Source organism: Pseudoalteromonas nigrifaciens (assembly GCF_002221505.1).
GTDB lineage: Bacteria > Pseudomonadota > Gammaproteobacteria > Enterobacterales > Alteromonadaceae > Pseudoalteromonas > Pseudoalteromonas nigrifaciens.
Genome location: NZ_CP011037.1, coordinates 660,719 through 679,846, shown reverse-complemented (window position 1 = coordinate 679,846; position 19,128 = coordinate 660,719). Strand labels below are relative to the sequence as shown.

Annotated in this window: 13 protein-coding genes; 6 read left to right on the top strand and 7 right to left on the bottom strand. The window is 36.6% G+C overall.

Translation table 11 applies throughout. The annotated features are described in order from the left end of the window. The first annotated feature begins 613 nt into the window (after nt 1-613). On the top strand, nt 614-1,828 hold the full coding sequence (locus tag PNIG_RS19570) for a hypothetical protein (protein WP_011330184.1): 1,215 nt from the start codon (nt 614-616) through the stop codon (nt 1,826-1,828). 58 nt (nt 1,829-1,886) lie between these two features. Here PNIG_RS19570 and PNIG_RS19565 read toward each other — a convergent pair whose 3' ends face one another. Further along, nucleotides 1,887-2,762, bottom strand: coding sequence for a DNA replication terminus site-binding protein (locus PNIG_RS19565; RefSeq protein WP_089369317.1), 876 nt, complete (start codon nt 2,760-2,762; stop codon nt 1,887-1,889). A 1,140-nt stretch (nt 2,763-3,902) separates the two neighbouring features. Between PNIG_RS19565 and PNIG_RS19560 the strand changes: the two genes are divergently transcribed. Beyond that, on the top strand, nt 3,903-5,252 hold the full coding sequence (locus PNIG_RS19560) for a class II 3-deoxy-7-phosphoheptulonate synthase (protein WP_172459254.1): 1,350 nt from the start codon (nt 3,903-3,905) through the stop codon (nt 5,250-5,252). Nucleotides 5,253-5,334: 82 nt separating this feature from the next. Here PNIG_RS19560 and ppsR read toward each other — a convergent pair whose 3' ends face one another. After that, the gene (gene ppsR / locus PNIG_RS19555) at nt 5,335-6,144 is read right to left on the bottom strand and encodes a posphoenolpyruvate synthetase regulatory kinase/phosphorylase PpsR (protein ID WP_011330181.1); all 810 of its coding nucleotides are present in this window, start codon (nt 6,142-6,144) and stop codon (nt 5,335-5,337) included. A 313-nt stretch (nt 6,145-6,457) separates the two neighbouring features. On the opposite strand from ppsR, the gene ppsA reads away from it, so the two are divergent. Beyond that, nucleotides 6,458-8,833: a phosphoenolpyruvate synthase gene (gene ppsA, locus PNIG_RS19550; RefSeq protein ID WP_089369316.1), complete on the top strand. Its 2,376-nt coding sequence runs from the start codon at nt 6,458-6,460 to the stop codon at nt 8,831-8,833. A gap of 66 nt (nt 8,834-8,899) precedes the next feature. On the opposite strand, the gene PNIG_RS19545 is transcribed toward ppsA, so the two are convergent. Continuing rightward, complete coding sequence (locus PNIG_RS19545) at nt 8,900-9,109, bottom strand: PGPGW domain-containing protein (RefSeq protein WP_089369315.1); 210 nt, start codon at nt 9,107-9,109, stop codon at nt 8,900-8,902. A gap of 147 nt (nt 9,110-9,256) precedes the next feature. On the opposite strand from PNIG_RS19545, the gene ydiJ reads away from it, so the two are divergent. After that, complete coding sequence (gene ydiJ / locus PNIG_RS19540; protein WP_089369314.1) at nt 9,257-12,313, top strand: D-2-hydroxyglutarate dehydrogenase YdiJ; 3,057 nt, start codon at nt 9,257-9,259, stop codon at nt 12,311-12,313. Nucleotides 12,314-12,374: 61 nt separating this feature from the next. Here the strand turns inward: ydiJ and PNIG_RS19535 are convergent, their stop codons facing one another. Further along, entirely contained in the window at nt 12,375-13,568 is a 1,194-nt protein-coding gene (locus PNIG_RS19535; RefSeq protein WP_089369313.1) for a cation:proton antiporter, read from the bottom strand. After that, a complete protein-coding gene (locus tag PNIG_RS19530; RefSeq protein ID WP_011330177.1) occupies nt 13,568-14,779 on the bottom strand; it encodes a tyrosine-type recombinase/integrase in 1,212 nt (403 codons plus the stop codon). Before PNIG_RS19530 ends, PNIG_RS19535 begins: the two co-directional genes overlap by 1 nt. A 138-nt stretch (nt 14,780-14,917) precedes the next feature. On the opposite strand from PNIG_RS19530, the gene PNIG_RS19525 reads away from it, so the two are divergent. Then, on the top strand, nt 14,918-15,481 hold the full coding sequence (locus tag PNIG_RS19525; RefSeq protein WP_089369312.1) for a lipid-binding SYLF domain-containing protein: 564 nt from the start codon (nt 14,918-14,920) through the stop codon (nt 15,479-15,481). 175 nt (nt 15,482-15,656) lie between these two features. On the opposite strand, the gene PNIG_RS19520 is transcribed toward PNIG_RS19525, so the two are convergent. Then, on the bottom strand, nt 15,657-16,388 hold the full coding sequence (locus PNIG_RS19520) for an MIP/aquaporin family protein (protein ID WP_089369311.1): 732 nt from the start codon (nt 16,386-16,388) through the stop codon (nt 15,657-15,659). Nucleotides 16,389-16,659: 271 nt separating this feature from the next. Beyond that, entirely contained in the window at nt 16,660-18,144 is a 1,485-nt protein-coding gene (glpK, locus tag PNIG_RS19515; protein ID WP_089369310.1) for a glycerol kinase GlpK, read from the bottom strand. Nucleotides 18,145-18,330: 186 nt separating this feature from the next. Here glpK and PNIG_RS19510 point away from each other — a divergent pair, with 186 nt between their 5' ends. Beyond that, a complete protein-coding gene (locus PNIG_RS19510; RefSeq protein ID WP_011330173.1) occupies nt 18,331-19,092 on the top strand; it encodes a DeoR/GlpR family transcriptional regulator in 762 nt (253 codons plus the stop codon). The last annotated feature ends 36 nt before the right edge of the window (nt 19,093-19,128 follow it).

Sequence of the window (19,128 nt, the reverse complement as noted above, 5' to 3'; positions counted from 1 at the left end):
TATAAGGTATTAAGGGATAGAGGCTTAAATAAAGGTCATAAACACATGATTTATATGAATAATAATAAAATAAGCAGATCAGCTTTATACTTGGTTAAGATCAGATCTTTATCTACTAGCAGATCAGCTTTTTACTAAGCTGAAAATTAAAATAATAGTTACACACAGGTTAATCATTAAGTTGTGCACAAAAAAGGTCTGTTAGATCAGTTTTATACTAAGTAAATTATAAAGTTATACACCGATTCTGTAGTAAAAGAAGGCTTTTAATTAGTATAGATCTGATCTGTAGTAGGTACAGATCAGATCTATGCTAACTCAATATGTGCTTATCCACAGGGCTTTTAGTTTTTTAGTTAATTTGTCGTGTTAAATATTAAAAATTTAGCTTTGTAATGGACAAAAATCTCACTGAGTTAGTAAAAATGAGATTTGTAACTGCCTAGTTAGTAAAATAATGATCTGAAATTGAGTTAATTAGCATCCGCTTAGTATAATAGTGATCCGAAGGTTTTATTTTAGCTCAGATCACTTTTATACTAACTTAAACATTTAACTTTTTTGTCTTTATGTGTTGTTATTAGCTGTCGCAATAAAAATGGAAATAACAACAATGAGCCGAAAGGTCAACATCTCGGTAGATAACTTGCCCGATACACTAAGGGGCCAAATTCACGGGGTGGAAAGTGCAATTGATAATGAAAGCTTAGCACTGTTTACAGATAATAAAGATGTGCGGATTTCGATAGAAAATGCAGCTCATGGATTACGTGCTTATTCGAATACTTTTAACCATTATGATTTATGGGGACGCTTTGTCCGTTCGGGGCATAAAAAATTACCATTAGAAGAAGCACCTAAAAAAACAATAATTACACGCAAAATATCTGAAAAAATAGATGGTATTTTGTACGACGGTGAATTAAAAATAACGCCGGCGGTTGTTAGCACACGCAAAGATGGTGAAGACGTAGAATATTTGGTTTGGCCATCAGATCGAGAAGAAAAAGTAGAACGTGCGCTGATCCGTTTAGCTTCTAAAGGTAAAATAGTAAAAATAAATTTTAAGTCCGGTATTCAATATGCTGTTGTTTTTTCAATGAACGAATTAGCACAAGAGCTGAAAACCGTTGGCCAATCTATGCCATATCCACAAATTAAAGAATCACTTGAAGCATTACAAGGCTCGAAACTTTCGTTTAAATATTCAGCAACAGACACCAAAAATACAAATATTGATGATTCATTTTACGAGTCGAACATGAACTTTTTATCGTCACTGCATTTTAGTGGAAAAAAAGGTCAAGGCGGAAATGTTAAATGTGTTGCGTGTTTAAATGCATTTGTGCATAACATGATTGATAACCTTGAATACAAAGGATATTACTTTAACAGCGCCCAAGAATTAAAACGCGGATTATCGCGTTGGATGATGCTGCGCTTATATCATCTTTGGCGTTATGCAGCGCCGGGTAAAACATACCATTTTAGATTACTGTCTATTATGGAAAAGTACGGCTCAATTTATTCAACGGATAATATTACCGAAAATAAATTAAAAGCGCTGCGTCGTGATATGACCACAACAATGAAAGATTTGATCGAGAAAGGAGCTATCTCTGAGTACAGTATTACCAATGTTAAAGACGATAAAACCGGTAATATTATTGACTACACTTACGAAATGCATCCATCAGACCAATTTTGTGATGAGATACTTACTCTGAATAAACACAATAAACGAATTGAAATACAAGGCGGTAAGCGTATTGTAGAAAATGCTGTGCTTATTGATGAAGACAAACTTGTTGAAATAGTAGATAAGTAATTTTTATTGCAGAGTCCAATAATAACAAAGGTCACCTAGCGTGACCTTTTTAACATAATCACTTTTCTACTTGTTCTAAATAAAGTCGATCTACTAAAAAATCATAGTCACGTTTTCGTGGATGACTTAATGGTTTTTCGTAATTTGGTAATACCCCAAGTTTTACGTCTGGTTCTGGGTTTATTAAAATAAAAGGTAGCGCCGCACTGACGTGATAACGGTTTTGCGCGGTATAACGCACATTTACCTGAGGGCTAACTCGAGTAGGGCGCCTAATTCTAAGTTTTTCTTTTTCACCTAAACTTGCTACCCGTAATTGCTCTTGTGCTACTAGCGCCTGCCATTTTTGCTGGTCGATCATTCTGGGGTTTCTATAACTAGCTGACTTTTGTAACATTTCGAGGGCCATTTTTTTGGTCAGTGTTTTAGTTGCATGTTTGTGCATCCAGGTAAATCGTACTGAAAAAGGCGATTCATGTTCACTATGAATTTTTCGATAAGCAGCCAAAGTAATTAAGTTGGGTACTGCATTATGCACCGCTTCAAAACGAGCATCGTTGTTATCAATAGCTAAAATACACTCTTTAAACGCTGCTTTTGCCTTATTTACTTGAGCAATTCGATTAATTAGTGCTTGTTTGTCAGCATTTTTTATAACTAATAGGCCAGGATGACGCTTTAAAACTCGGCTACTTAGCCCTTGTTTTTTATAAATGTCAGTAAAGGAATTTAATATAGCTTTATGTGCTAGTTCGCCTGATATTTTAGTAACTTTAATCGATTCGGCCACTTTATCTTCATCAACAGTGCTTATATCAGGAAGTTGATAATATTCGGCTTTTGTATATTCACATAGATTAAGCTCTTCTATTAGCCTTAATGTTAGTTCGCTCATTAAATCAAACTGACTTCTTATTTGTACTTTAGTTACCATGCAACCTCCAAAGAACACATCTTACCTAACTAATTATCGCACATAACCTTATCTTTGTTTAGCAAATAATTCTAGTTTACTCGGGGCTAAGTTTATCTAATAATCTAATTTAAGTATGATGTGTTCTTTGCGGCTTTGGTTAATTTTAAATCTCGTGCTTATGCATTTGAGTAGCTTAGCTCTTAATAATAATTCCCCAATACTCACATTTGTATACCGTTATAGGTTACAGCTAATAACGGCCTACTAGCTTCTGAGTGCAATTTAACTTTAGCCATGATTTGTAGTGAGGCTTTAAAATGAGGTTGATATAATTAACCGGCTCATACTTTGGGATACTTAAAATGTTTAGCTTGTGAGAACTGAATATACATTTATTAGTACCGGGCAGGGCAAACCATTTTGAGTTCCCTGTAGCTTAACTAATTAAGCAGCTAGCTAGTGCTGTTAATTAGTGCCGATCCAAACGTTCATACAAAGAGTAACTTAATATATTGCAGAGTATTCTATTATGCCTGGGTGAAATACAATACGTTGTCATGTCTATTTACACTACAGCATAAGATGCTGCAAAGCGTAAAACTTATACATATTAAAATAAGTTTTAACCTCAGTAATAACTGCCACTATTCACATTTTTATAAAAACTTAGTACTGAGACCAAATAAGTCTTTGTATTTTAACCTTAATCAGGGAGAGCTTTAGCCTAATAAACCCACTGTTTATAAACATCTAGTATATGTTGCGGTGGTAAATAAAACTCGCCTTAGCATGTATTTTTAAAAGTGCATAGTTATTGGTCAATTATTGTTTATATTAACTGTAAAGTTAAGAATACACATGGTGCAATTTAAGTATGATGTGTTCCCAGCTCGACCTGTTATAATAATTAACTCAGATTGAATGTAGGTCAACAACTAAAAAGTAACCATGATTAATCTTAACTTTATGTTTTTAATCAGTTATATTCTTTCTATTTATCATTTTATATTTGCGCTAAGGGCCCAACATATATGGCTAAATATATTAATTACCTAACCCATAACTAAATAATTAGTAAATAGTGAATTTAGTCCTTGAACAAACAGCCCTGCATACGTTAATTTCGTTGTATCAGGTAAATAGGAATGAGGAATGAATATGCAAACGTGGAACCCAAATAGCTGGAGAGAACTGCCAATATTGCAGCAGCCAAACTACCCAGATCAAGAATCACTTAAATCAGTAGAAGCGCAATTAAAGAGTGCTCCGCCTTTAGTATTCGCTGAAGAGACCAGAAGTTTATTTAAGCAGCTAGAAGATGTATGCGAAGGGCGCGCTTTTTTACTACAAGGTGGTGATTGTGCTGAGTCGTTTAGTGACTTTAATGCCGCTAACATTCGCGATACTTTTAAAACAATTTTACAAATGGCCGTGGTATTAACTTACGGCGGTAAATGCCCAGTAGTTAAAATAGCGCGTATGGCAGGGCAGTATGCAAAACCACGTTCAGCAGATTTAGAAACGATTGATGGCGTATCACTACCGTCATACCGTGGCGACATTGTTAACAATTTTGAGTTTACCGAACAAGCGCGTATTCCAGATCCACAACGCCTAATGACAGCGTATCATCACAGTGCCGCTACGTTAAACTTACTGCGTGCATTTGCACAAGGTGGCCTTGCTGACTTACACCAAGTAAACCGTTGGAATATGGGCTTTGTTGCGGCCAATCCACAAAAAGAAAAGTATCAACAGCTAGCTGATAAAATTCAAGATGCGCTTGAGTTTATGGAAGTGTGTGGTATTAATTCTACTATTGCACCAAGCTTAAAAGAAACCGATTTATACACCTCTCACGAGGCGCTATTACTAGGCTACGAAGAAGCACTAACTCGCCGCGACCATTTATCTGGCGATTGGTACGATTGTTCTGCGCACTTTGTATGGATTGGCGAGCGTACGCGTCAACTAGACCACGCGCACATTGAATTTTTTAAAGGAATTAAAAACCCAATTGGGGTTAAAGTTGGTCCAGGTATGGACCCTGATGATTTAATACGTTTAATTGATGCATTAAATCCAGATAACATTCCAGGTCGATTAACATTAATTACCCGTATGGGCGCAGATATACTCCCTGAAAAACTGCCGGCATTGGTACGCAAAGTACAACAAGAAGGCCGTAAAGTAATTTGGAGTTCTGATCCAATGCACGGTAACACCGAAAAGGCGAGTTCAGGATACAAAACACGTAGCTTTGATAACATCATGCGTGAGATCAGCCAGTTTTTTGCAGTGCATAAAGCCGAGGGCAGCTATGCAGGCGGCGTGCATTTAGAAATGACAGGCCAACATGTTACTGAGTGTACTGGCGGTGCGTACGGACTGTCTGACGACGATTTAGCACAGCGCTATAAAACCCAGTGCGACCCACGTTTAAATGCCGATCAAGTATTAGAGTTAGGCTTTTTAGTTGCCGATTTATTAAAAGACGCACGTAAATAAATAAAATAACTACCCTAAATACAAACGCCGCTAATTAAGCGGCGTTTTTTATACTTTTTAGTTAAGTTAACCGCTAAGTAAGTTAGTACTTACGGCGCTCAAGATCGGTATCAGATATAATCTTCGCTGATATTTCTTCAACTGAGTGATGAGTAGAGTTTAAAAATGGAATTCTATTACGCTTATACAGCATTTCTACTTCGCGCACTTCTATACGACATTGACGAATAGATGCGTATTTAGAATTAGCCATACGCCTATCTCTAATGGCAGCAAGGCGCTCAGGATCAATAGTTAAGCCAAATAATTTATGTTTAAAAGGTATTAAGCATTTAGGCAGGCCTTCAGTTTCAAGGTCGTCTTCGGTGATTGGGTAGTTAGCGGCTTTAATACCATATTGTAGTGCTAAATATAAACTCGTTGGGGTTTTACCACTGCGGCTCACACCGATTAAAATAATATCGGCCTCTCCATAGTTTTTAATATTACCGCCATCATCATTCATCAGCGCGTAGTTAACCGCATCAATTCTAAAATCATAGCTTTTTTCATGAATAGAGTGAGTTCGATGAATTTTTGGTACTGGCGCCACATTTAGTTCTTTTTCTATTTTTTCGCTATAGGTTGTCAAAAAGTCATAACACACTGCATTAGCAGAGCTAATAATTTCAGTTAAGTTGTAATTTACAAAGGTAAAAAATATTAAAGGCTTTTCACCGTCTCTTTTAGCCGTTGCATTAATTAACTCTTTAATTTGATGCGCTTTCTCTTCTGTTTCTACAAAGGGAATGGTTTTATGATTAAATTCAACAGGGAACAGTGACAAAGTAGCATGGCCAAAAACCTCAGAAGTAATTGCTGTGCCATCTGAAATATAAAAAGCAGTTCTCATAAATCCTCTTTTTTATTACTTTTAATTTTAAAATTAAGTTTCTCACGGTTTACGTGAGGACTGTTGCCAGTGTAGAATGGGTGTGACCTTTATAAAAGGTTTTCTTTCTTAACTCTCACAGTTATATCGATTGTATTAAGTAAATAGTCAATTATAGCGATAGGAAGCGCTTTATTAGCAACATAAAAATTAACAGGTAGTTGTTCTACATGAAAATTTTTAACTTGTTAATACAATGTCTAACTCGCTAAAATGATTAAATGTTAATTAGTTGGTATTTAGTACTACAATTTGTTTTTTTGGAGAAAGATCCGTGCAAGAATACGTTCTCTGGTATCAAGAGCTTGGTATGCAAGATGTTCCTCGTGTTGGCGGTAAAAACGCTTCACTTGGCGAAATGATTTCAAACCTAGCAAACGCAGGTGTACAAGTGCCGGGTGGTTTTGCAACTACCGCTGATGCTTTTAATGAGTTTTTAGATCAATCAGGACTCACCGCAAAAATTCACGATATTCTAGATACACTTGATGTTGAAGATGTGAATACACTCGCTAAAGTCGGTGCCGATATCCGCCAATGGATAATCGATACACCATTCCAACCTAATCTAGATAAAGCCATTCGCGAAGCATACAGCCAACTCCACGGCGACACAGCAGCCGATGTTTCATTTGCAGTACGTTCATCAGCTACTGCTGAAGACATGCCAGACGCATCATTCGCAGGCCAGCAAGAAACTTTCCTAAACGTTGTTGGTATCGACTCAGTAATGGTCGCTATTAAACACGTATTTGCTTCATTATTTAACGACCGCGCTATCTCTTACCGTGTTCATCAAGGGTACGATCACCGTGGTGTTGCACTGTCTGCTGGTATACAACGCATGGTTCGTTCAGATAAGTCAGCATCTGGCGTTATGTTTAGTATTGATACCGAGTCTGGTTTTGAAGATGTTGTATTTATCACATCAAGCTACGGGCTAGGAGAAATGGTTGTACAGGGCGCAGTAAACCCTGATGAATTTTATGTTCATAAACCAACATTACTTAAAAACAAACCTTCAGTAGTACGTCGTAACATTGGCTCTAAAGCCATTCAAATGATTTACTCAGAAGACAAAGCACATGGTAAGCAAGTAGACATCGTTGATGTTGCCCCTGAGCTTTCAAATAAATTTTCGATTACAGATGAAGAAGTGCAAGAACTTGCCAAGCAAGCTGTAATCATCGAAAAACATTACGGTCGTCCAATGGACATCGAATGGGCAAAAGACGGTAACGACGGCAAACTATATATAGTTCAAGCTCGTCCAGAAACGGTTCGCTCAAACGAAGATGCCAACGTAATGGAACGTTTTCAATTAAATGGCACCAGCAAGGTTGTTGTTGAAGGCCGTGCAATTGGTCATAAAATTGGTAGCGGTGTTGTTCGTGTTCTTAACTCAATCAAAGAGATGGATCAGGTTCAAGTAGGCGACATTTTAGTTACCGACATGACCGACCCAGATTGGGAACCTATCATGAAACGTGCTGCAGCGATTGTTACAAATCGTGGTGGCCGTACTTGTCATGCTGCAATTATTGCACGTGAACTTGGTATTCCAGCCGTTGTTGGCTGTGGTAACGCAACTGATTTAATTACAGCTGGTCAAGAAGTTACCGTATCATGTGCCGAAGGTGATACAGGTTTCATCTACGAGGGTATTTTAGACTTTGAAGTACTTACTTCACGTGTTGACGAAATGCCTGAGTTACCAATGAAAGTAATGATGAACGTAGGTAATCCAGATCGTGCATTCGATTTTGCTCGTTTACCGCATTCAGGTGTTGGCCTAGCCCGTGTTGAATTTATTATCAACCGTATGATTGGCGTTCACCCTAAAGCACTACTTAATTTTGATGCACAAAGTGATGCGTTAAAAGCAGAGATTACCGACATGATGGCCGGTTATGAATCTCCGGTAGAGTTTTATATCTCTAAATTGGTTGAAGGTATTTCTACTCTGGCGTGTGCATTTGCACCAGAGCGTGTAATTGTTCGTATGTCTGATTTTAAATCAAACGAGTACGCAAACTTAGTTGGCGGCCAACAATACGAACCGGAAGAAGAAAACCCTATGATAGGTTTTCGTGGCGCCGCTCGTTATGTGTCAGAAGCTTTCCGCGACTGTTTTGCTCTAGAGTGTGAAGCAATTAAACGCGTAAGAAACGGCATGGACATGACCAATATCGAAATCATGATCCCATTCGTACGTACCGTTGAAGAAGGTAAACGTGTTATTGAACTACTTGAAGAGCATGGCCTTAAACGTGGCGATAATGGTCTAAAAGTAATTATGATGTGTGAACTGCCTTCAAACGCACTATTAGCTGAAGAGTTTTTAGAGCATTTTGATGGTTTTTCTATCGGTTCAAACGACTTAACTCAGCTAACGCTTGGTTTAGATCGTGACTCAGGTTTAATCGCACATCTATTTGATGAACGCGACCCTGCAATCAAAAAGCTACTTTCTATGGCAATTAAAACAGCTAAAGAAAAAGGCAAGTATGTAGGTATTTGTGGTCAAGGTCCTTCTGATCATGAAGATTTTGCAGCATGGTTAGTAGAGCAGGGCATCGACTCTGTTTCATTAAACCCAGATACAGTACTAGAAACATGGTTATACTTAGCTGAAAAACTAGCTAAATAATTACTTTGTTTAATAAAAATGCCAGCTTTTGCTGGCATTTTTGTTTGTGTAATTTAAAACAAAGTTTTAACGAGCTAATTTTTTATCTAAATATCGGCACGATTTTGTTAACGCTTTTTGACAAAGTCTCAAATAATGCCTTGCTTTTGGGTAGTCAAAAGAAAAACACAATAACCCCGCCATAAAAAATATTAACGATGGTCCAGGTACAATCGCAAAAAATAAACCCAGTAACATGCACAATACACCGGCTAAAAGTAATAGTATTTTTTTCATAGTTAAAGCCCCCTAGTAACTGTTAACTTGAGTATAATTGCAGTGCGAATAAAATCGATTAAAAGAGTGTTACAAACTGTAAAATCTTCAATTTCTATTACCCCGCAGCATGATATAATTAATCAAATGCCTTAAAATATCGCCGTCATGATAGCAACTATTACACAGCAAGATGCCGCGACAGAAGTTGTCGCAAATTACTTAAGTACCATTAAAAATCAAGGATTTACTGGAGACACTGACGCAAGTTATGCAACCCGCATAACAGCTTCAACCGATAACAGTATTTACCAAGAGCTACCGCAAGGTGTTATCTTTCCTAAAACCGAAAAAGATATTCAACTTGCGTTGCAAACAGCATCTCGCGCCCCCTTTTTATCGTTAACATTTGGTCCGCGCGGCGGCGGCACTGGGACTAACGGGCAATCATTAACCCCTGGTATTATTGTCGATATATCACGATACATGCGTGAAATACTCGAAATAAACACGCAAGAAGGCTGGGTGCGTGTACAAACTGGGGTAATAAAAGATCAGCTTAATGACTTTTTAAAACCTTATGGGTTTTTCTTTTCACCCGACTTATCTACCAGTAATAGAGCAACCATTGGCGGTATGATCAGCACTGATGCTTCGGGTCAAGGCTCGCTAGTTTACGGTAAAACGAGTGACCATGTTTTAGGGCTAACAACTTATTTGGTCGATGGCACACCTATGTGTACTGCAGCTATTGATACAGAGAAAGCAAAGGTAATCGCAGAGCAAGACACATTAGTTGGTCATTTATACAAAACCGTTTTAGATATTGCACTAAATGAGCGAGAAGCGGTATTAGCTAAATTCCCTAGATTAAACCGCTTTTTAACCGGATATGACCTAGAGCATGTGCTAAGTGATGACTTACAAACTTTTGATATGAGCCGTTTAATTACCGGCTCTGAAGGATCATTAGGTATAGTTACCGAGGCTAAATTAAAGCTAACCCCCATTGCTGAATTTAAAACTTTAATTAATATTAAGTATGATAGTTTTGATTCTGCACTACGTCATTCACCATTTTTGGTAGCTGCGAGAGCAACCTCAGTTGAAACTGTCGATAGCAAAGTTTTAAACTTAGCACGCCAAGATATTATTTGGCATTCAGTATCGGACTTAATAACCGATATTCCTAATAAAGATATGCAAGGGCTCAACATGGTTGAGTTTAATGCTGTATCACCAGAGGATATAAAAGACAAAGTAGACACTTTGTGCAAACTATTAGATCAGTGCGTGGCACAGCAAACTAATGGTGTTATTGGTTACCAGCTAACCAGTAATAAAAGTGATATTTTAAAAATTTACGCCATGCGTAAAAAGTCAGTCGGGCTTTTAGGTAATGTAAAAGGCAGCCAAAAACCACTCGCCTTTGCAGAAGACACCGCGGTACCACCTGAAAACTTAGCTGATTATATAGTAGAGTTTAGAGCATTACTCGACAGCCATAATTTACAATATGGAATGTTTGGCCATGTTGACGCTGGAGTTTTACATGTTAGGCCCGCGCTCGATATGTGTGACCCAGAACAAGAAAAACTGTTGCGTGTTATTTCAGATGAAGTGGTAAAACTCACCGCTAAATACGGTGGTTTAATGTGGGGCGAACACGGTAAAGGGTATCGTAGCGAATATGGCCCAGCGTTTTTTGGCGAACACTTATTTACTCAGTTACGTAAAATAAAAACTGCATTTGATCCAAACAACCGAATAAACCCAGGTAAAATATGCACACCTATCGATAGTGAAGACTCACTAGTTAGTGTTGATGGACAAAAACGTTCATGGTTCGATAAACAAATATCTATTGATGTAAAAACAAGTTTTAATAATGCCATGACTTGTAACGGTAACGGAATATGCTTTAACTACGATGAAAACTCACCAATGTGTCCGTCGTATAAAGTAACCGGCGATCGCCGACATTCACCTAAAGGCCGCGCAAGTTTAATGCGCGAATGGTTGCGCCTGCAAGAAGCAAAAAATGTAGATTTACTTGAGGTCGAAAAGCAACTTAATAAAGGCGAAGTAATTACCTGGTGGGAACGTTTTGTTCACAGCCGTGAAAAAAACAAAGGCATTTACGACTTTTCTCACGAAGTTAAAGCTTCGATGGACGAGTGCTTAGCCTGTAAAGCATGTACTACTGCTTGCCCAATTAAAGTAGATGTACCTACTTTTCGTTCGCGTTTTTTAAATTATTATCATAGTTACTACGCACGTCCACTCAAAGATTACCTAGTGGGTAATATAGAAGTTAGTGCGCCATTAATGGCTAAATTTGCACGTATTATTAATCCTATAGTAAGTACAGACCTAGTTAGTAACATAATTAAAAAAACCGTGGGTTATGTAAATACACCACAATTAAGTATTCCCGCACTAACTAGTCGAGTAAACAAAGCTCATACTTTTAATTTTGAATTACTAAATAAATTAAGTGCTGAGCAACAAAACGAATATGTATTAATAGTACAAGACCCATTCACTAGTTTTTATGAAGCAGAATTAGTAGAGAGTTTTATTACGCTTATTACTCAGCTCGGCAAAAAGCCAATGTTATTACCTTTTAAACCCAATGGAAAACCACAACATGTAAAAGGGTTTTTGCATGAGTTTAAAGTAACAGCAAAAAACGCTGCGGAGTTTTTAAATAAACTTAACGATATTAATGCGCCACTGGTTGGTTTAGATGCTTCATTAGTTATGTGTTACCGCGATGAGTACAATACAATTTTAGAAAATAATCGTGGTGATTTCCATGTGCAACTTGCTCACGAGTGGTTACAAACTCAGTCGTTTACGCAATTAAAAACAAAACAAAATACTAATACTAATACTGAATTTACTTTATTAAGCCACTGTACCGAAACTACTGCCTTACCAAAAGCTGCGAGTGTTTGGCAAAATATTTTTAGCGATATTGGCTTAACATTAAAAACAACCAGTACTGGTTGTTGCGGCATGGCGGGTACTTATGGTCATGAAGCACAAAACCAAAACAACTCGCGCGCACTATACGAAATGAGTTGGAAACCTATTGTAGATAAAAATAAACCCGAGCAACTGTTATCAACAGGATTTTCTTGTCGTAGCCAAGTTAAACGATATGAAAAATTTAAACCTAAACATCCAATTGAGTTACTTGCACACCTACTTAGCAATTAAACTTTATTAGGCTGATTAAAAAATGCGTAACTTTATAAATAAAATTACGCATTTTTACTTTTTACTTTCTAGCAAAACTATCTGCAATTGGCTTAGTAGTTATACCATGAATAAATACACTAAATAAAATAGTGGTCATAGCAATAGTTGCAATCTGATATTTATTTTCTATTTGAGTATCAATTACCATTAACGTAAATACTATCGATGCGAGTCCTCTTGGTCCAAACCAAGCAAAAGTAAATCGCTCTTTTATATTCAGTGCAGTAAATTGCAGTGACAACATAACCGGAATTATTCTGATCAAAGTTGCACTAAGTAAAGCATAAATGATTATTTCAAAACTGAGTTTTGGTAAAACCAAATAGGCACTTACAAAACCAAATAAACACCAAATTAATAATGCAGCAAAATCGGCTATGTGCTCTGAGTCTTCAACAATTTCACAACGTATCGATTCTGGAGAAAACCGGTCAAACAATAAACCTGCTACAAACACGGCAATAAAACCACTACTATGAAAATACTGTGTAATAGAAAATATCGCCATTGCAAAACCTACCAGCAAAAAAGGACTGGTTTTTTGTGCAAAATAATGGCGTTGCATAGCAAAGTTTAAAGTAGGAATAAATATCGCAACACTCGCAATTGCAATTAATAGCGCTATACCAAGTTCCCGAGTAAAAATAATCATAGTTTGTGAAGCTGTGATCCCAAGCTCGGGGTTATTAGCTAATAACAAAAAAATTAAAAATACAGGTACACATAAACCATCATTTAAACCACTTTCAGTATTTATTCCTTCGCGGATATTTTCGGGCACTTGTGTACTTTCTAATAGTCCTTTACTGAGTGCTGCATCGGTTGGTGTTAAAATAATTGCTAATAATGCAGCTTGAATAAGTGTTAACTCTGCAAATAAAAATAATGCAGTACCAATACCTAACAACAAGGTAAGGGGTAGGGCAACAAATAATAATAAACTTGGGTACTGATAACTATGTTTTAAAACGCTTAGTTTTGTTTTTGTAGCGTCGGTAAATAAAAACAAACTTAAAGTTAATTCAATTAAAGGTAATATATAAGCTCCACCATTTTTTAATTGTTCAACTTCCTCAGGTATAAAACAGGCAAGTGCTATTCCTCCAATCACAAAAAACATTGGGCCAGTGATTTCGGTTCTTTCTAATTGCCGGATTGTTAATGAATAAATTAAAAACAAACTGCCAATAAAAGTAATAACTAAATATTCCATTATATTTTCCTTTTTAAACCAGATTTTGCACGTTCTTTTATATTTGTTTGAATATAAATTTGGTCTGTAGTTGCTATTTTTGCGTGTCCTAAATCTTCAGATAAATGTTTGAGTGGTCGTGTTTGCGCATCGTGTGTTGCACCTGTATGTCTAAGCCAATGTGCGGTTGCTGCTTCAAGTTGTTCAGAGTCATCTTTAAAACCATCATCAAGTAAAGATTGCTGAGCTAAATCAAAACTTTGTTGTACCAAACGTCGTATTTGCCTAACTGTCATGCCACCTTGGCCACGGATTTTATGCACCAAAGGTTCAGATTCATCAACGCGTGGTAGGGCAGGTAAACCACGATAAAGTCGGTAGCGTTTTAAATATTCAACAAAATCATCGCTTAGAGTTACATCTCGTAATTTATTACCTTTACCCATAATACGCAAAAACCAAAAGCCATCGTTGTCTTGCCAAAAATGCGACATAACGGGCGACCATTGTGGCCGCTCTGACAATTCGGAGATCCGTAAATATAATCCTTTTAAACATGCCAGAGTAAATAAATTTCTTTCTAGATCCGGTTGTTGCTCACATAAGTCGCGCGTTACCCCAAACACATATTCCCATTGTATATCGCTTAGCGTATCGGGGATCTGTATTTGCGATTGAACCACTAAATAGGGACTATTCTTTTTTACTACAGGCACAAAATTGGCAAAGGTTTTTTCTTCTAAAATAGCAAATTTATAAAATACGTTAAGTGCAGTAAACATTGCCGATAATGTTTGTTGGCTAGCAATTGATTCTTTTTGGATGAAAGGGCGCCAATTTGTATTTAAACGACGAATACCTTGCTCGTCTTTATAACGCCATTGTACTGATGTTGTAGCCCAAGCTTTATCTGGTTCAACAACAAAATCTACATAACCTTCAATATCTTCGCGCTTTAAATCAAATACTGATTTTTCAGCCACTAACCATGCCCATAAATAAAAACGTTCAAGCTCACTTCTAAACCGACTATAGGTTGCTTCCGATTTGCGACCATAAACATATAAAAACTGGTATAAGAAGGTAAGATCTTGTTTTGATTCAGTTACAGTCAAGCCAACTTGCTGTATAAAGGTAGCCAGTTCTGGATATTCTGAATTTAAAGTATTATCTTCAAGATGAGCAATTTGATATCTCAATTGTTTTAACGTATCAACCAAAGCAACTAGCATAGTAATAAAATATTCAATAAAATAATAGACTTATAGATTAACCATAAAGTCCGATACTGTCTAGTATTGGACATAAATAGATTCTATTATTTTGTAATTATATACTTGCTAGTTATAAATGTTATTTAAGGAAAATTCATGAAAAGATTTATTTTGCTAAGTATGGTCGTATTTACACTTGCGCTCACAGGTTGTGCAACAACAGGCAGCGCCTCACCAAGCGAAAAACGTGCATTAGTGCATAGCATGGAATCAAATACATTAAGTAAACTTTACACGATAAAACCAGATGTTAAAAAGCAAATTGCTAACTCTGCAGGTTATGCTGTTTTTGATAATGCCAACGTCAATGTTGTTTTAGCTAGTTTTGGTGGTGGTTATGGTGTTATTAAAAATAACCTAACGGGTAAATCTACATACATGAATATGGGCGAAGCCGGTTTAGGCCTAGGTTTAGGTGTTAAAGACTTTAACGTTGTTATGGTTTTTCATAACCAAGCGGCACTAAACAGATTTATTGAACACGGTTGGGCATTTGGCGGAAACGCAGATGCAGCAGCTAAATATAAAGAAAAAGGCGGTGCATTAGTTGCCGAAGCAATAGCAGACCAAGTTACTGTGTATTCTTTGACCGAAAGCGGCCTTGCACTACAAGCAGTATTAAAAGGTACTAAGTTTTGGGTCGACTCCGAGCTTAATTAACCCCTAAATTACTCTCCTAAAAGCGAGCTGATTTGAATAATCACCCTCGCTTTCTTTTAAACAAGCTAATTTAACATAACGCAATTTATGGGCTGTAATAACTATGCAATAAATAAGTATAAGATCCAGATGCCCTGTATTATACAGAGCATCTGGATCTTAATTATAACTTTTATTAACTAAGAATAGTGTAAAGTAACGCAGCTAAAGTACCACCTATAGTCGGACCTAACACTGGAATCCATGAATACCTCCAATTACTATCTATCTTACCTTTGATCGGTAACAAAGCATGTACAATTCTAGGCCCTAAATCTCTAGCTGGATTTATTGCATATCCTGTTGTACCACCCAATGAAAGCCCAATTCCCCACACAACAAAAGCAACTGGAATTGCACCTATAGAGCCCAAACCAATTTTAGTCCCAGTACCATTGTCGATTTCAGCCGCCGAAAAATAAAATACACAAATCAATAAAACAAAAGTACCTACAATTTCACTAATTATATTTCTAAATGTATTTGGTATTGCTGGTGCTGTACAAAAGACTGCTCGTTTTAATTCTGCATCATCTGTAGCATCAAAGTGATCTTTATATATTACATAAACTAAAAAAGCTCCAATCATTGCACCAATAAATTGTGCAGCAATGTAAGCAGGGACTTCAGTCCAAGAAAATTTTTCAGCTACTGCTAAGCTAAATGTTACAGCTGGGTTTAGATGTGCTCCACTATAAGGGCCAGCGACAACCACACCAATAAATACAGCAAGACCCCAAGCTGTAGTAACAGCCATCCACCCTCCTCCTTCACCTATTGTTTTTTTTAAAATATTATTAGCAACTACACCTCCTCCAATTAAAATTAAGAGGGCCGTTCCTAATATTTCTGCTATAAATGGTGTCATTTTATATTCCTTGCTAAAAGCTAAAATTAAATCTACCTTAATGAACATGTCTTTTTATAAGCGAATACTATCTACACTATGAAACTATTTTTGTTTAAATGTTGTAATTCAAAGTGCTTGATATCCTTAAAAGCATCTATAATGGTCACTAATAAAACTATCCTATTGAGCTTAGAGTTTATGATTGCGAGTTTGAATAACTTTACTTACATCCATAAACTCTAATCAAACAAGTTTGGTATGAATTTATATTTAAAGGTAAATTAGTAACTTATCCTTCACTTTGTACTTTTTTAACTGATTTACACCAGCCATCATAAAGCTCATCACGTTTTGTTTTGGTCATGCCAGGTTCGAATCGTCTTTCACAATTCCAATTAGTTGCCAATGACTCAAGTGATGAGAATACACCAGCCCTGAGTCCTGCAAGATAAGCTACACCTAAAGCAGTCGTTTCACTAATAGTTGAACGGTCAACCTCTGCACCTAAAACGTCTGACAAAAACTGCATAAGCCATCCATTTATGACCATACCACCATCAACTCTAAGTACCTGAGGCCTTACGCCGTCTGATTCCATAGCCTTTTGAAGATCTTTAGTTTGAAAACAAACAGACTGTAATCCTGCTGTTACTATCTCTTTAATACCCGTATCTCTAGTTAATCCAAATATAGCCCCACGAGCATTTGGATCCCAATATGGTGCACCCAAACCAGTAAATGCAGGAACCATATATATTCCATGATCTAGGGAGGTATTGATAGCGAGTAATTCTGTTTCATCTGCTTTTTCAATTAACTGTAAGCCATCTCTAAGCCATTGAATTGCTGCGCCAGCTATAAAAATACTGCCCTCTAATGCATAGGTTGGTTTGCCATTCAAACGATAGGCGACAGTACTAAGAAGTCTATTTTTAGATTGAAGAACTTGCTCACCTGTATTAACCATCATAAAGCACCCTGTTCCATAGGTACTTTTAGCCATACCTGCTTGAAAGCATGTTTGGCCAAACAGTGCTGACTGTTGATCACCTGCAATACCTAAAATAGGCACTTCGTAACCTAAATATTTTTCACTCGCCATACCAAAGTCATCTGATGAATCCATTACTTCTGGTAGCATATTTAATGGAACATCAAGTAATTCAAGTAGTTCGGCATCCCATTCTTGCGTATGAATATTAAATAGCATAGTTCTCGATGCATTAGTTGCATCTGTGCGATGTTCTTTTCCGCCTGTCAACTTCCATAACAAATAAGTATCGACCGTACCAAAAATTAAATCACCATTTTCTGCTTTTTCACGAGCGCCTGGACAACTTTCTAAAATCCAATTTATTTTAGTCGCAGAAAAATACGGATCGATTAATAACCCCGTTTTTTGCATAATTAGTTCTTCTTTTCCTGCAAGCCTTAAACTATCGCATAGTTCTGTTGTACGCCTATCTTGCCAGACTATCGCATTATAAATGGGTTCACCGGTTACTTTATCCCAAACGATTGTAGTTTCGCGTTGATTAGTAATACCAATAGCAATAACTTTATCATGCTCAGGATCTAGGTTCTTCATAACAGCATTAATGGTATGAAGAACAGACTCCCATATGTCCTCAGGCTTATGCTCAACATAACCATCTTTTGGAAAATGTTGTTCAAATTCTTGTTGTTCTATATATGCAACTTTGCCATTTAAATCGAATAAAACACTGCGAGAGCTAGTCGTACCTTGATCAATTGAAAGGATATAATTATTCATTATTTTTACACTTTAACATTCGGTTATTTTCGTTTTTGTACTATTACATGAATTAAATGTAACATACAACAAATATCAAACTTTTATATACAATTATTTAATGAAATAATTTCTATAAAATTCTCATTTACTTCTTTTTCACTTATAATAGTTTACTAATTAAAATTAAAATTATGCTAAATAAAAATGACCCAAGATCAGAGACACGAATCTATATTAAAACTATTAAAAGAAAGAGATTCCATTTCTATTGAAGAATTAGTTGAGCACTATAAAGTCACTCCACAGACGATAAGACGCGACCTTACCCATCTTGCAAAGTTAAACAAATTAAGGCGTCATCATGGAGGCGCTAGTGTAGTCTCAAGCATTCAAAATATGGCGTATCAAACTAGAAAAATCATGGATTTAGAAGCTAAACAAAAAATAGCGCAACATTTAGTTAGTATGATACCAAATGGTTCTTCTTTATTTATAAATATAGGAACAACGACTGAGACTATAGCTAAAGCACTTCTATCGCATGAAAACCTTAAAGTTGTAACTAACAATTTAAATGTTGCTGCTATATTAGGCGTTAAAAAGGATTTTTCAGTTCTTATAGCAGGAGGAGAAGTTAGACATAGAGATGGTGGTATTATTGGTGAAACAACTGAAGATTTTATCAATCAGTTTCGTATGGACTTCGGCATTATCGGCATAAGTGGGATAGAAGAAAATGGTTCTCTACTTGATTTCGATTATCGTGAAGTTCGTGTTGCTCAAGCAATCATCAAAAATTCACGTAAAGTTTTACTCGCCGCTGATAATTCAAAATTTGGTAGGTGCGCTATGGTTCGTTTAGGTAACATTAGTCAAGCAGATGACTTTATTACTGATGCTAAACCACCTAAGAGTATTCTAACCTTACTTTCCGAACATGACGTTAAGCTTCATATAGCACGATAGTAGTCAATCAAAACCATCTAATACATACAGAACAAT

Bases quoted from the DNA above. Each gene is read 5' to 3' on its own strand.
- PNIG_RS19570 (WP_011330184.1), top strand. From the start codon at position 614: ATGAGCCGAAAGGTCAACATCTCGGTAGATAACTTGCCCGATACACTA.
- PNIG_RS19565 (WP_089369317.1), bottom strand. From the start codon at position 2,762: ATGGTAACTAAAGTACAAATAAGAAGTCAGTTTGATTTAATGAGCGAA.
- PNIG_RS19560 (WP_172459254.1), top strand. From the start codon at position 3,903: ATGCAAACGTGGAACCCAAATAGCTGGAGAGAACTGCCAATATTGCAG.
- ppsR (WP_011330181.1), bottom strand. From the start codon at position 6,144: ATGAGAACTGCTTTTTATATTTCAGATGGCACAGCAATTACTTCTGAG.
- PNIG_RS19545 (WP_089369315.1), bottom strand. From the start codon at position 9,109: ATGAAAAAAATACTATTACTTTTAGCCGGTGTATTGTGCATGTTACTG.
- ydiJ (WP_089369314.1), top strand. From the start codon at position 9,257: ATGATAGCAACTATTACACAGCAAGATGCCGCGACAGAAGTTGTCGCA.
- PNIG_RS19535 (WP_089369313.1), bottom strand. From the start codon at position 13,568: ATGGAATATTTAGTTATTACTTTTATTGGCAGTTTGTTTTTAATTTAT.
- PNIG_RS19530 (WP_011330177.1), bottom strand. From the start codon at position 14,779: ATGCTAGTTGCTTTGGTTGATACGTTAAAACAATTGAGATATCAAATT.
- PNIG_RS19525 (WP_089369312.1), top strand. From the start codon at position 14,918: ATGAAAAGATTTATTTTGCTAAGTATGGTCGTATTTACACTTGCGCTC.
- PNIG_RS19520 (WP_089369311.1), bottom strand. From the start codon at position 16,388: ATGACACCATTTATAGCAGAAATATTAGGAACGGCCCTCTTAATTTTA.
- glpK (WP_089369310.1), bottom strand. From the start codon at position 18,144: ATGAATAATTATATCCTTTCAATTGATCAAGGTACGACTAGCTCTCGC.
- PNIG_RS19510 (WP_011330173.1), top strand. From the start codon at position 18,331: ATGACCCAAGATCAGAGACACGAATCTATATTAAAACTATTAAAAGAA.